At 72.8% G+C, this 11,002-nt stretch carries 17 protein-coding genes and 2 pseudogenes; 15 read left to right on the top strand and 4 right to left on the bottom strand.

The window, feature by feature from the left end; translation table 11 throughout:
* Nucleotides 1-218: 218 nt before the first annotated feature.
* From AB0C20_RS31940 to AB0C20_RS31930, 3 genes are all read left to right on the top strand, one after another.
* Entirely contained in the window at nucleotides 219-704 is a 486-nt protein-coding gene (locus AB0C20_RS31940) for a DUF2231 domain-containing protein (protein WP_357569379.1), read from the top strand.
* Between the two features lie 210 nt (nucleotides 705-914).
* On the top strand, nucleotides 915-1,109 hold the full coding sequence (locus tag AB0C20_RS31935) for a helix-hairpin-helix domain-containing protein (RefSeq protein WP_357569378.1): 195 nt from the start codon (nucleotides 915-917) through the stop codon (nucleotides 1,107-1,109).
* A gap of 74 nt (nucleotides 1,110-1,183) precedes the next feature.
* Nucleotides 1,184-1,942: a class I SAM-dependent methyltransferase gene (locus tag AB0C20_RS31930; protein ID WP_357569377.1), complete on the top strand. Its 759-nt coding sequence runs from the start codon at nucleotides 1,184-1,186 to the stop codon at nucleotides 1,940-1,942.
* Nucleotides 1,943-2,083: 141 nt separating this feature from the next.
* On the opposite strand, the gene AB0C20_RS31925 is transcribed toward AB0C20_RS31930, so the two are convergent.
* Both AB0C20_RS31925 and AB0C20_RS31920 read right to left on the bottom strand, forming a co-directional pair.
* Entirely contained in the window at nucleotides 2,084-3,034 is a 951-nt protein-coding gene (locus tag AB0C20_RS31925) for a DUF3500 domain-containing protein (RefSeq protein ID WP_357186768.1), read from the bottom strand.
* A 31-nt stretch (nucleotides 3,035-3,065) separates the two neighbouring features.
* Nucleotides 3,066-3,458 (bottom strand): ankyrin repeat domain-containing protein, encoded by a 393-nt coding sequence (locus tag AB0C20_RS31920; RefSeq protein ID WP_357186766.1) that lies wholly within the window; start codon nucleotides 3,456-3,458, stop codon nucleotides 3,066-3,068.
* A 178-nt stretch (nucleotides 3,459-3,636) separates the two neighbouring features.
* Here AB0C20_RS31920 and AB0C20_RS31915 point away from each other — a divergent pair, with 178 nt between their 5' ends.
* The 8 genes from AB0C20_RS31915 (at nucleotide 3,637) to AB0C20_RS31880 (ending at nucleotide 8,749) form a co-directional block, all read left to right on the top strand.
* A complete protein-coding gene (locus AB0C20_RS31915) occupies nucleotides 3,637-4,014 on the top strand; it encodes a signal peptidase I (RefSeq protein ID WP_357186763.1) in 378 nt (125 codons plus the stop codon).
* A 112-nt stretch (nucleotides 4,015-4,126) separates the two neighbouring features.
* A complete protein-coding gene (locus AB0C20_RS31910) occupies nucleotides 4,127-4,582 on the top strand; it encodes a cysteine dioxygenase family protein (protein WP_357186760.1) in 456 nt (151 codons plus the stop codon).
* Between the two features lie 41 nt (nucleotides 4,583-4,623).
* Nucleotides 4,624-5,112 carry a rhodanese-like domain-containing protein gene (locus AB0C20_RS31905; RefSeq protein ID WP_357186757.1) on the top strand — a complete coding sequence of 163 codons (489 nt, stop codon included), beginning with the start codon at nucleotides 4,624-4,626 and terminating at the stop codon, nucleotides 5,110-5,112.
* Nucleotides 5,113-5,162: 50 nt separating this feature from the next.
* On the top strand, nucleotides 5,163-5,708 hold the full coding sequence (locus tag AB0C20_RS31900) for a winged helix-turn-helix domain-containing protein (RefSeq protein WP_357186754.1): 546 nt from the start codon (nucleotides 5,163-5,165) through the stop codon (nucleotides 5,706-5,708).
* A 247-nt stretch (nucleotides 5,709-5,955) separates the two neighbouring features.
* Nucleotides 5,956-6,561, top strand: a complete 606-nt coding sequence (locus AB0C20_RS31895) for a winged helix-turn-helix domain-containing protein (protein ID WP_238685878.1) — start codon at nucleotides 5,956-5,958, stop codon at nucleotides 6,559-6,561.
* A gap of 41 nt (nucleotides 6,562-6,602) precedes the next feature.
* Nucleotides 6,603-7,265: a uridine kinase gene (locus tag AB0C20_RS31890; RefSeq protein ID WP_357186751.1), complete on the top strand. Its 663-nt coding sequence runs from the start codon at nucleotides 6,603-6,605 to the stop codon at nucleotides 7,263-7,265.
* A 164-nt stretch (nucleotides 7,266-7,429) separates the two neighbouring features.
* Nucleotides 7,430-7,828 carry a TraR/DksA C4-type zinc finger protein gene (locus AB0C20_RS31885; protein WP_124823205.1) on the top strand — a complete coding sequence of 133 codons (399 nt, stop codon included), beginning with the start codon at nucleotides 7,430-7,432 and terminating at the stop codon, nucleotides 7,826-7,828.
* A 48-nt stretch (nucleotides 7,829-7,876) separates the two neighbouring features.
* Complete coding sequence (locus tag AB0C20_RS31880; protein ID WP_357186748.1) at nucleotides 7,877-8,749, top strand: DUF72 domain-containing protein; 873 nt, start codon at nucleotides 7,877-7,879, stop codon at nucleotides 8,747-8,749.
* Between the two features lie 21 nt (nucleotides 8,750-8,770).
* On the opposite strand, the gene AB0C20_RS31875 is transcribed toward AB0C20_RS31880, so the two are convergent.
* The gene (locus tag AB0C20_RS31875; protein ID WP_357569376.1) at nucleotides 8,771-9,289 is read right to left on the bottom strand and encodes a hypothetical protein; all 519 of its coding nucleotides are present in this window, start codon (nucleotides 9,287-9,289) and stop codon (nucleotides 8,771-8,773) included.
* Nucleotides 9,290-9,395: 106 nt separating this feature from the next.
* Here AB0C20_RS31875 and AB0C20_RS31870 point away from each other — a divergent pair, with 106 nt between their 5' ends.
* Together AB0C20_RS31870 and AB0C20_RS31865 are read left to right on the top strand one after the other, a co-directional pair.
* A complete protein-coding gene (locus AB0C20_RS31870; protein WP_238685875.1) occupies nucleotides 9,396-9,581 on the top strand; it encodes a hypothetical protein in 186 nt (61 codons plus the stop codon).
* Nucleotides 9,574-10,002 carry a DUF2267 domain-containing protein gene (locus tag AB0C20_RS31865; protein ID WP_210787445.1) on the top strand — a complete coding sequence of 143 codons (429 nt, stop codon included), beginning with the start codon at nucleotides 9,574-9,576 and terminating at the stop codon, nucleotides 10,000-10,002. The genes AB0C20_RS31870 and AB0C20_RS31865 overlap by 8 nt, the downstream gene beginning before the upstream one ends.
* Before the next feature lie 42 nt (nucleotides 10,003-10,044).
* Here the strand turns inward: AB0C20_RS31865 and AB0C20_RS31860 are convergent, their stop codons facing one another.
* Nucleotides 10,045-10,431: a DUF72 domain-containing protein gene (locus AB0C20_RS31860; protein WP_357186740.1), complete on the bottom strand. Its 387-nt coding sequence runs from the start codon at nucleotides 10,429-10,431 to the stop codon at nucleotides 10,045-10,047.
* A 290-nt stretch (nucleotides 10,432-10,721) separates the two neighbouring features.
* On the opposite strand from AB0C20_RS31860, the pseudogene AB0C20_RS31855 reads away from it, so the two are divergent.
* Both AB0C20_RS31855 and AB0C20_RS31850 read left to right on the top strand, forming a co-directional pair.
* Nucleotides 10,722-10,928, top strand: a pseudogene (locus AB0C20_RS31855) (hypothetical protein); the annotation flags it as partial.
* A pseudogene (locus AB0C20_RS31850) lies at nucleotides 10,907-11,002 on the top strand (carbon-nitrogen hydrolase family protein); the annotation flags it as partial. The pseudogenes AB0C20_RS31855 and AB0C20_RS31850, both read left to right, overlap by 22 nt.

Genomic DNA, 11,002 nt, shown 5'->3' with positions numbered 1-11,002 from the left:
CGTTCATCGCCGCGTACAGGTCCTTTTCGAACTGTTCGGAATCCTCGGCACAGCCGCGTGGGCCGCTGTGCCGCGTGGGCCGCTGTGCCGCGTGGGCCGCGCGGCGGCTGCGGTGCCCGTTCTCCCTGCCGGCGGCGAGTCGGGCGGCATCGTTTCGCCTGAACCGGCCCCGGGTAGCACTCTGGTCAGGTGAGCTGCGCCGACCCGGGGGAGGACCGATGCAGAGCCGGCTACGGGTGCAGGGGCATCCGATCCAACCGATGCTGGTGACGTTCCCGCTCGGGCTCTTCGTCAGCGCCACCGTCTTCGACCTCACCGACGTGATCGGGGGGCCCGCGTTCCTCGGCGAGGTCGGCTACTGGACCGGCGTCGCCGCCCTCGTCGCCGCCGCGCTGACCGCCGTGGCCGGCATGGTCGACCTGTGGGACGTGCCGGGCGACCGTACCCGCCGTACCGCAGTCGCCTTCAACCTCGTGAACGCGGTGATGGCCGCCATGTTCCTGCTCACCTGCCTGGTCCGGTCACACTCCCCACAGCGCGGCGCGTCGGTCGCGATCCTGGTCACCGAACTGGTCGCGCTGGCCGTCGGCGGGGTCGGCGTGCACCTGGGCGCACGGCTGATGCGTCAGTTCGACAGCGGCCGCGTGGAGGCCGGCGGCCTGGACGCGCTGGCCGGCTCCACCGGCGAGATCGCCCGCCCCTGACCGGCCTGCCCGACCTGCCCGCCCTGCCCGCCCTGCCCGCCCTGCCCGACCCGCCCTGCCCGGCTCGCCCTGCCCGGCCCGCCCTGACCGGCCCGCCGTGACCCGATCCGCCCGGCGGGTCCGCTCGACCCGCGGCCCGGCGCTCGGCTGGTTGGTGGGGCTGGTGCGCGGGGCCGGCACCCGTGTGACTGGTCGGTCTACCATCCCCGGATGGCCTCCTCTCTGGACACGCTTCCGAAGATCGGCGCGCCCGCCGCCCGGGCCCTGCACGGCGCCGGCTACACCGCGCTGCGCCAGCTCGCGGGCGTTCCCCGGGCGGACCTGGCCAAGCTGCACGGCATGGGCCCGAAGGCGCTCGGGATCCTCCAGACCGCCCTCGAGGAGCACGGGCTCGGCCTCGGCTGAGATCCACCGCGGACGCCCGCCGGGCGGCGGCAAATGGGTTGCCGGCCGGGTGGCCGCCCGCGAGGCTGACCGCCATGACCGCTGAGCGTGACGCCGAGAACCTGATCGCGGAGGCCGCCGCCGCGCCCGTCGATGGTTGGGGCTTCGGCTGGCTGGCCGGCCGGGCCACCGAGGAGCGTCCACCCTGGGGGTACGTCCGGCTGGTTGCCGACCGGATGGCGCGGGCCGACGCGGCGCTGGACGTGGACACCGGCGGCGGGGAGGTGCTCGCCGAGGTGCCGCGTCCGCCGAAGCTGTTGACGGCGACCGAGGCGTGGCCGCCGAACGTGGAGGTCGCCCGCCGGACCCTGCGTCGGGTCGGCGCGTCGGTGGTCGCTGTCGCGCCGGACGGGCCGCTGCCGTTTCGCGACGCCTCGTTCGACCTGGTGGTCAGTCGGCATCCGGTGCGTACCGACTGGGTTCAGACGGCGCGGGTGCTGCGGCCGGGCGGGACGTTCCTGTCGCAGCAGATCGGGGCCGGCACGATGCGGGAGCTGAGTGAGGCGATCCTCGGGCCGTTGCCGCCGCCGACCCACCGGCACCCCGAGCACGCGGTCGCCGCCGCCGAAGCTGCCGGCCTGCGGGTGGTCGACCTGCGTCGGGCCACGCTGCGGGCGACCTTCGCCGACATCGGCGCGGTCGTCTGGTTCCTGCGCAAGGTGATCTGGACGGTGCCAGGGTTCACTGTCGACCGTTACCGCGCACCACTGCGCGACCTCCACCACCGCATCGCCAACGAGGGCCCCTTCGTCGCCCACGCCCAACGCTTCCTCATCGAGGCCACCCGCCCCTGACGGCCACTCGCCCCCGTCGATCTTGCACTTTCGGTACTAGCGAAAGCCGCCTACCTAGGCAATTCGACCACCGAAACTGCAAGATCGGCGGGGCGAGGGCGCGGGGCGCGAGGGCGCGGGGCGGGGGCGCGGGGCGGGGGATTAGTGGGGGTGGGTTTGGTGGTGGGTTGCTAGGACGTCGGCGCCGAAGTCGCTGGCGGGGCGGCGCAGCACGGTGTGCGCGTGGTTGCCGTCAGCGGTGGTGTTGTCGTACTCGATCAGCAGGTCGTCGCCCTGCACCCGGTAGTAGTGCCGCCGCCCGGGGTGGGTCGGGCCGGCCCAGGCGAAGTGCAGCGGGCCGGCGTCCAGTCGGGTCGCCTCCCGGATGGCCAGTTCGGGCGGCAGCCGGTCGAGGTAGAGGGCTACCACCTGGTCGAGCAGCGCGCGGCCGGTCGGTCCCAGCCGCTCCGCCGGTACGCCGAGGGGCTCCAGCGGCGCGTCGACCCGCCCACGGGTGGCGCTGATGATGTCGGCGGGGGCCTCGTCGGCGATGATCGCGGCGGCCCGCTCGGCGGGGCCCAGCGCGTCGAGCAGGGCGCGGGCCAGGTCCTCCTCGACTCCGAGTGGGCGGGAGACCGGACGGCCGGCGTAGCGGACCGCGGCCGGGTTGGCGCCGAAGAAGATCGGCGCGGGGGAGACCTGACCGTCCACCACTGTCATGTTCACCGACAGGTGGTGCCCTTCGAGTCGCCACGCCCAACGGTCGTCGCGCGCCGGGTCACCGAACACGGCCACCCAGTAGTCGCCGCTGTGTCGCCCGCGCTGCCAGCCCTCGGCCCGGTCCAGCACCTCCTCCAGCGAGATGATCGCCATCGCCTGTGCGTACGCCGAGGGGCTGAGCGCGGTGGCCAGCAACCGGTGCGCGGCCTTGCGAGCGGTGACGTCGAGCTCGGCGAGGCACACGCCCGGTCGGGGTCGGGGCCGGTACTCCAGCCAGCGTCGTGCCGCCTCGTCGTCGAACGAGTGCACGGCGCTCTCGCGGGCGGCGGGGTCGAGCGCGGTCAGCAGCGCGGTCGCGGCGGCCCGCATCTGCTCCGGCAGAGGATCTTCCACCGACCCTGTATACCGGCCGACCGTGCCGGTGTCAGCCGACGCGCAGCAGCTCTGTCATCTCCGGCAGGTCGAAGAAGCGTGCGGTCTCGACGGCCGACGGGTCGCCGTGTGCCGGATCCGCGCCGGCGGCGAGGAGCGCGCGGACCGCTTCGGTGCTGCTGCGGAAGACCGCCGCTGCCAACGCCGTCTGACCTCGGTCGTTGGCTCGGGTGTGGTCGGCGCCGCGGCTGAGCAGGGCGGCCACCGTGTCCGGGTGGGAGTGGTACGCGGCCAGGATGAGCAGCGTGTCGCCCTTGTCGTTGGTGAGGTTGACCGGCAGGCCCGCGTCGATCTGTGCCGCCAGCTCGTCGGTGGCGCCGGCTCGGGCCAGGTCGAACATCCGGTGCGCGAACGCCAGCGTCTCGGCGTCGAGGTTCTCGGTCACCGGTCCAGGATAGGGCGTGTCCGCCGGATCTTCGCCGGCCTACGCCGGGCCCGGACGTCCAGCCGCCTTGCCAGATCGCCGCCGGGGCCCCGTCTCGGCTCGACGAGATCCGGGAGACGCGCCCTGGCCACACCGGTCCTGATAGGTTGCTCGGCCGGCGCGCTGGGGGAGGGGTCCGATGGGTGAGACGGTGTACGTGGGCAACGCGGGCGTCGACGGCGCTACCAACGCTGGTTGGCTGCTCGGGCACTTCGCGCCGCCGGGGGAGATCCGGCACAGCACCGACGTCGAGGTGAAGTGGGGCGTGCATCCCCCCGGGCAGGCTCGGTCGCGGTGGGCGACCGGCGAGGTGCGCACCACTCTGCTCGTACTCGTCGAGGGGTGTTTCCGGGTGGAGTTGCCGGACCGGACGGTACGCCTGTCCGCGCCGGGCGACTACGTGGTGTGGGCCCGTGGGGTGGACCACTCCTGGTTCGCCGAGCGCGCGTCGGTGGTGTTGACAGTGCGCTGGCCCTCGTTGCCGGGCTACCGCGCGGACCCGCCGGTGCTGCGCTGATTCACCCGAGCGGATGAGCTGCGTCCCACTAGACGAAATTACCTACTAAACCTATAGGCTTTGCCGTCTAGAGTACGGGAGCACCCCGCCGAACGACCCGCGAGGAACCGCCATGACGCACCACCGTCCGGAGCCCGACCTGCTCACCGTTGCCGCCGGATGGGCCGACCCGGCCGGCTGGCCGGTCGCCCTGCGGTTCGATCCCGCCGAGCGCTGGTACGCGCGCCTCGCCGTCAGCGACGAACACGAGGTGTGGGCGCTGAGCTGGCTGCCCGGGCAGGGCACCGACCTGCACGACCACGGCGGCTCCTCCGGAGCGTTCCGGGTGGTCAGCGGCGCGCTCACGGAGGAGACGGTCAGCGCCGGTCGACTGCGCCCCCGACTGCTGCCGGCCGACGCGGGCCGCCGCTTCGGCCCCCGGCACGTGCACCGGGTGACCAACCGAGGCGTCGATCCGGCGGTCAGCGTGCACGTCTACCGCCCGGCGCTGCTGCGGATGACCCGCTATCACCTCCTCGACGGGCGGCTGCGGGTCGCCGAGGTCGCCGAGGCCGGTCGGTCCTGGTAGCCGCGCACACCGAGAACCCCTGTCACCGGAAGGAACCGATAATGCAGATAACCGCCGAGCACTGTCCCGCCCCAGTGCCGCCGCCGGGCTCCCGGGGCATCGACGAGATCCTGGCCGCCGCGCGGGCCCGGCTGCGCCGGCTGGACCCGGAGCGGGCGCACCTGGCGTACCGGAGCGGAGCGCTGCTGGTCGACATCCGCCCGGCCGCGCAACGGGCGGCGCACGGCGTGGTCCCGGGCTCGCTCATCGTCGAACGCAACGTGCTGGAGTGGCGCTTCGACCCACGCTGCGCGGCCCGGCTGCCGCAGGCCGTCGGCTATGACGTTCCGGTGGTGATCCTCTGCCAGGAGGGCTACACCTCGTCGTTGGCCGCCGCCGCGTTGCAGGACGTCGGCCTGCACCGGGCCACCGATGTGGTCGGTGGGTTCGCGGCCTGGCGGATCGCCGGCCTGCCGGCCCTCGGCCCGACCCCCCTGCACCACCCCTCTCCCCTCGCGTCCCCGGTCAACGCCGGCCGGACGCGCCGCTGACCGTCACGCCACACCCGGCGTGGCGCGCGTACCGCCACTCAGGAGGCACCATGTCCGTCGTCGCCATCCCCACGCGCCGCCACCCCGGCGTGCGCCCGCCGGCCCGTCCGCGCACCAGCCCGACCCTGACCATCACCCTCGATCTTGTCCCCGGGCCGCTGAGCCCCCGGCTGGCCCGGCTGGTGCAGCTGCTCGGCGAGCTGGCCGAGTCGGGGGAGGGCCAACTGCGTGCCGTGGAGGAGCCCGCGTCGGGGCCGCGACCGACCCCTCGCCCCGCCGCGCCGTCCGCCGCACCGGACCACGTCCGCATCCTGGCCGGCTCGCGGATGGTCCGCCAGGGCGACCGGGTCATTGCGCTGACCCGCATCGAGTACGAGCTGCTGCTCTTCCTGGCCGAGCGGCCCCGCCGGGTCTTCACCCGCCTGCAACTGCTCTCCAGCGTCTGGGGCTACGAGCACGCGGTGGCCCGGACGGTGGACGTGCACGTCCGTCGGCTGCGTGCCAAGCTGGCCGGCTCGGAGGTGGTCACCACCGTCTACGGCGTCGGCTACCGGCTGGCCGACGAGGCCCCGATCAGCGTGGATCACAGCAGCTGAGCCCTGGTCCGGCGGCGATGTGACCGCCTGGTGAACCGGTCGGGGACCCCCGTAACGGGGCATCTCGACGACTCTGCTGTAATCATCAGGCCTCGTACGCAGAGCGAGCATTCGGCTCCGATGTGTTCGTCAATTGTCACATTCATGCAACGCAGCCGCCTCTTGACCCTCGCCCAGGCGCCGGGAAGCATCGATGAAGCGGCGTCCCGGGCCGTGGGGAGATACCCGGACCAGCCCAAGGAGGACCATGTCGGTCAGCCCCGCCTCGTCGCGTGCCGGATGGCATACGTCCCAACCCGCGGTGCCCGGTCGACCTCCCGGCGGCCAGCGTCGCCCGGCGAACACCGCCGCGCCCGTGCTCACAGTGACGCTGTCCATCCCACTGGCCTGTGAGGAGTCGCTGACCCCGGCGGCGCGCCGGCTGTTGGAGGCCGCTCGCGAGATGCTGGAGCGGGGCGAAGGCGTGATCATCGGCTCGGTCCCGGCCGAACGCCGCCCCGACCAGGCACCCGCCAACCGGTCGCCGTCCCGCCCGATCAGCCCGACCATTCCCGCCCTGCACATCCTCGCCTCGTCGCGCTCGGTGCTGCGTGACGAGGAGCCGCTGCCGCTGACCCGGCTGGAGTTCGACCTGCTGCTGCACCTGGTCGCCCACCCGCGCCGGGTGTTCACCCGGCTGCAACTGCTCAACGCCGTCTGGGGCTACGAGCACGCCGGCGTGCGTACCGTCGACGTGCACGTGCGTCGGCTGCGCGGCAAGGTCGGCGTGGACGTCCCGCTCGTCACCACCGTCTACGGCGTGGGCTACCGGCTGGCCGACGACGCCCGGGTCACCATCGACCGCAGCGGCTGACCGGCGGCACCGCCGTACCCGGGTCGGGGCAGGATGGTCCGGTGCGCATCCGTCCCATCTCGCCCGACCTGCTCGTCACCGAGCTGACCGGCCGGCTGGCCGACGCGGCGACAGGCGCCGCGAGCGCCGCCGCCGGGCCCGCCCGGCTGCGGGTGGCAGTGGACGGCGCCCCCGCCGCCGGCGTCGACGACCTGGCTGCGGCGCTGGTCGACCCGCTGCGCGCCCAGGGTCACCCGGTGCTGCACGTCCGCGCCACCGACTTCCTGCGCCCCGCGTCGCTGCGCTTCGAGTTGGGGCGCACCAACCCGGACTCCTTCTACGAGGCATGGGTCGACGAGGCCGGGCTGCGCCGGGAAGTGCTCGACCCGGCCGGTCCGGGCGGCAGCGGCCGGCTGCTTCCGTCGCTCTGGGACGCTGACGCCGACCGGGCCAGCCGCGCCCGCTACGTCGACCTGGCACCCGGCGGTGTCGTCCTGGTCAGCGGTTCGCTGCTGCTCGGCGGCGGCCTGCCCTTCGACGTGACAGTCCACCTGGAGGCGTCTCCGGCGGCGCTGCGCCGGCGCACCGAAGCGGGCCAGCAGTGGGCGTTGCCGGCCTTCGACAGGTACGCCGAGGAGGTCGTCCCGGCGAGCTTCGCCGACGTGGTCGTACGCGTCGACGACCCCCGCCGACCGGCGCTCGTGGAGCCCGGCGGCAACGACTGACAACAACCGAGAATTTGTCGGTTTGCACTGCTGATTCGGCGGGTACTCGCCCGGCTCACAGAGCGCGGGTGATCGCTCGCGCACCGAATGCGACAGTGACCGGGGCCCCGCGCCGCCGGCACCCGGTTCACCTTGAGCCACAGGCCCAGGAAAGGCAGGCAGCGATGCTCGTCCACGACACGGTCGGTACGGCCCGGTCCCAGACGGAGATCGATCAGATCCGACAGTCGCTCCAGGCGCGCTACGACGAGCTGACCGCGGAGTACGACCAGGCGGTGCTCCAGAGCCAGGTGCTGCGGCTGGTGGAGGTCGGCGACACCGCCGGCGACGACCAGGCCGACAGCGGCACCAAGACTGCCGAGCGGGACACCGCCCAGTCCCTGTTGCGCACCATCCTCGACCGCCGCGCCCAGTACGAGCACGCCCTCGGCCGGCTGGAGGAGGGCACCTACGGCTGGTGCGAGGGCTGCTCGGCGGCGATCCCGGTGGAGCGGCTGGAGATCTTCCCGTCCGCCACCACCTGTGTGACGTGCAAGCAGACTCGCGAGCGGCGGGCGGCCTGAGCCACCCCAGCGGTTGCCGGTCGGTCCGCGACGCGATGGACTTCCACAATGGGTGACATCCTCGTGGGCACCGCGTCCTGGACCGACCGCACACTGCTCGACTCGGGGTGGTATCCGCAGACCGCCGACACCCCCGAGAAGCGGCTGGCCTACTACGCCAAGCAGTTCCCGCTGGTCGAAGTGGACGCCACCTACTACTCGCCGCCCGCCGAGGCGACCGCGCGGCTGTGGGCCGAACGCACCCCGGCCGGCTTCACCTTCAACATCAAGGCGTTCAGCCTGCTGACCGGGCACCCCACCCGGGTCAGTGCGCTCTACAAGGACCTGCGCCCGGAGACCGACAAGAAGAACGTCTACCCCGACGACCTGCCCGCGCAGTCGTACGAGGAGGTGTGGACGCGCTTCCTGTCGGCGCTGGACCCGCTGGTCGAGGCCGGCAAGCTGGGCGCGTTGCTGTTCCAGTTCCCACCGTGGTTCACCATCAAGCGGGCCAACAAACAGTACCTGCTGGAGGTGGCGAAGCGCTGCGCGCCGCTGCGCCCGGTGTACGAGTTCCGGCACGCCTCCTGGTTCGACGGCGACAACGCCGCCGAGACACTGGCCTTTCTGCGCGAGCACAAACTGCCGTACGTCTGCGTGGACATGCCGCAGGGCCACCGCTCGTCGCTGCCTCCGGTGCTGGCCGCCACAGCGGACCTCGCGGTCATGCGCTTCCACGGGCACAGCGACAAGTGGACCAGCAAGGACATCCACGAGAAGTTCGGCTACCACTACTCCAAGCGGGAGTTGGCCGACTGGGCGCCGAAGCTGCGGGAGCTGGCCGACCAGGCCGGGCAGACCCACGTGCTCATGAACAACTGCTACCGGGACTACGCGCAGACCAACGCGAAAACCCTCGCGAATCTCCTCGACGCCGGCTGACCGGCGGCGGTGTGTCGACGCCTACTCGATCTCCAGACGCTCCGCGTCGTCGGGGACCCAGGGGAAGGGGACGTCCGGCCAGCGGGCGGCCGCCCAGGCGTCGAGGTCCACGGCCAGGACAGCGTCGACGAAGATCGGAGGCGGCTGGTAGTGATGCGCCGCGACGTAGTGACTGATCAGGAACGGTGCGGCGTACGCAACGCCGGGTGCCCCCGGGATGCGGATCTCCCCGGTCCCCTCGTGCATCTCGTCGGACGGGCACAGGTCGCACTCGTGCATCCCCAGACAGACGTTCATCCACTGCACGGCCTGAACATCGCGCAGCTTCTTGACGAAGGCAGCCGCGACCGGCCCTGTCCGGTACGGCCTGCCGGCCTCCAGCCACCCCACGTTCAGCCGCGCGTACCAGGGACGGAAGCTGAGGCTGCGAAGGTCGGACGCCCGGTCGGTGAATTCGTCGTCGTCCAGGTACTCGTACGTGGTGAGGTCCCGGTAGAACATCCGCGCATTATGGCCGGGCTGCGCGGCGCGCCCGCTCACCCGATCAGGGTGGGGCCGCCTCACCCGCTCGGAGGGCACGGTGGACGCGGTGAATACGGCCGTCCGGTGGACGGCCGACGCCGGAGACGACACGGAGGTGACGGGGATGACGGCTCGAGTGGTGACGGATCGACGGCGTGGTGCCGTCCTGCACGTGGTCGGCACTGCCGACAACGCCCGGCGCGCCCCGCAGGGCAGCCCGGTGCGGGCCCGCCGTGGCCCGGTGGGGCCGCCGCGCCGCGCCGACGACCGACGGTGGGACACCACGGAACGGGGGTCGACCGATGGCTGACGCGATGATCTCAGCGTTCGAGTCCTCGCTGGACAAGACGAACCTCATTCTCAAGGACATCGAGAACGCGTACGGCTGGCCGAAGGACCGGCGCAACCAGTCGTACGCGGCCCTGCGCACGGTGCTGCACCTGCTGCGTGACCGGTTGCCGGTGGACGAGAGCGTGGAGTTCGCCCAGCAGTTGCCGGTGCTGGTGCGGGGCATCTACTTCGACGGCTGGGTGCCGTCCGACGTGCCGATCAAGCTCAACCGTGACGACTTCCTCTACGAGGTGCGGCAGGGCTTTCCGTACGACGCGGAGGGTGGCCCGGAGCGGGTGACGCAGGTGGTGCTGGACACGCTGCGCCGCCACGTCACCCAGGGCGAGTGGCAGGACGTGAAGGACACCATGCCCAAGGACCTCGCCACGATGATGCCGTGACGGCCTGATATCGCGAGCCCGCCCGACCGTCGTCGGGCGGGTTCAGTCGTCGTCGGCGGCGGCGGGCACCCGCGGCACCGGGTGCCCGGCCTGCCGGGCCAGCGCGGCGAACGCCACGGCGTCCACGATCGCGGCCCCGCCCGGGTCGTTGTTGAAATAGACGTACGCTGGCTCGTCCGCGCCGAAGGCGTCGGTCAGCCGACCCACCCAGGACCGCAGCGCGGCCCGACGCCGCTCCAGCACCGCCCGAGTGGCGTCGGTCCACCAGGAGGGGTGCCGGGGCTCGACCGCCACCCGCACCTGCGCCGGGAACAGTCGCAGCGTCGCGTCCAGCGCCTCGACGTCCGCCCGTAGGTTCGGTGGCAGTTGCAGCAGCACCGGGCCGAGCCGGTCACCGAGCGCGGTGGCGCGGCCGAGGAACCGGGCCACCGGCTCCTCCGGGTCACGCAGACGCTTGATGTGGGTGAGGGTGCTCCAGCCAGAGCCGCTGCGGCAGCCCCTGCGGATAGAAGCGGCCGCGCCAGTCCCGGTACTGCCAGCCGGACGTGCCCACCAGTATCACCACCCCATCCTGGCACTCTCCGCCGCCGCTCGCGAACTGCCCGTGTCGCCCCGGTTCGGCGTCTACGGTGAGGGTTAGAGAAGATCGCGCGTGGGGTACCACCCGCAGCACGACGGACCCCGGCGTACGGCGGGGCGGCACACCCGAGGGAGTACCGATGGCACTCAACGATGACGACATGCAGACCTCCGGCGGCGGCGGCGCGGAGGGCCCGGCCGACGGCGGCGCGACCCCCGGTCAGCACGACGGTGGCGCCGATGGTGGCGCGGAGGGTCCCGCCGACGGTGGTGCCACCCCGGGCCAGCACGACGGTGGCGCCGACGGCAGCGCGGAGGGTCCCGCATGGGCAGCTTCTTCGCCGGGGTCGCCAGGCGGCTCGGGATCTGGTTGGTGGCCGGCTCGTTCCACGAGGCCGGCCCGGACCGGGACCACACCTGG

The organism is Micromonospora sp. NPDC048843, assembly GCF_040649965.1.
GTDB lineage: Bacteria > Actinomycetota > Actinomycetes > Mycobacteriales > Micromonosporaceae > Micromonospora > Micromonospora hortensis.
This window is presented reverse-complemented; position numbering and strand designations above follow the sequence as displayed.

What these genes read in the sequence shown, in the direction of transcription:
- AB0C20_RS31940 (WP_357569379.1), top strand. Translation starts at nt 219, where the DNA reads ATGCAGAGCCGGCTACGGGTGCAGGGGCATCCGATCCAACCGATGCTG.
- AB0C20_RS31935 (WP_357569378.1), top strand. Translation starts at nt 915, where the DNA reads ATGGCCTCCTCTCTGGACACGCTTCCGAAGATCGGCGCGCCCGCCGCC.
- AB0C20_RS31930 (WP_357569377.1), top strand. Translation starts at nt 1,184, where the DNA reads ATGACCGCTGAGCGTGACGCCGAGAACCTGATCGCGGAGGCCGCCGCC.
- AB0C20_RS31915 (WP_357186763.1), top strand. Translation starts at nt 3,637, where the DNA reads ATGGGTGAGACGGTGTACGTGGGCAACGCGGGCGTCGACGGCGCTACC.
- AB0C20_RS31910 (WP_357186760.1), top strand. Translation starts at nt 4,127, where the DNA reads ATGACGCACCACCGTCCGGAGCCCGACCTGCTCACCGTTGCCGCCGGA.
- AB0C20_RS31905 (WP_357186757.1), top strand. Translation starts at nt 4,624, where the DNA reads ATGCAGATAACCGCCGAGCACTGTCCCGCCCCAGTGCCGCCGCCGGGC.
- AB0C20_RS31900 (WP_357186754.1), top strand. Translation starts at nt 5,163, where the DNA reads ATGTCCGTCGTCGCCATCCCCACGCGCCGCCACCCCGGCGTGCGCCCG.
- AB0C20_RS31895 (WP_238685878.1), top strand. Translation starts at nt 5,956, where the DNA reads ATGTCGGTCAGCCCCGCCTCGTCGCGTGCCGGATGGCATACGTCCCAA.
- AB0C20_RS31885 (WP_124823205.1), top strand. Translation starts at nt 7,430, where the DNA reads ATGCTCGTCCACGACACGGTCGGTACGGCCCGGTCCCAGACGGAGATC.
- AB0C20_RS31880 (WP_357186748.1), top strand. Translation starts at nt 7,877, where the DNA reads ATGGGTGACATCCTCGTGGGCACCGCGTCCTGGACCGACCGCACACTG.
- AB0C20_RS31870 (WP_238685875.1), top strand. Translation starts at nt 9,396, where the DNA reads ATGACGGCTCGAGTGGTGACGGATCGACGGCGTGGTGCCGTCCTGCAC.
- AB0C20_RS31865 (WP_210787445.1), top strand. Translation starts at nt 9,574, where the DNA reads ATGGCTGACGCGATGATCTCAGCGTTCGAGTCCTCGCTGGACAAGACG.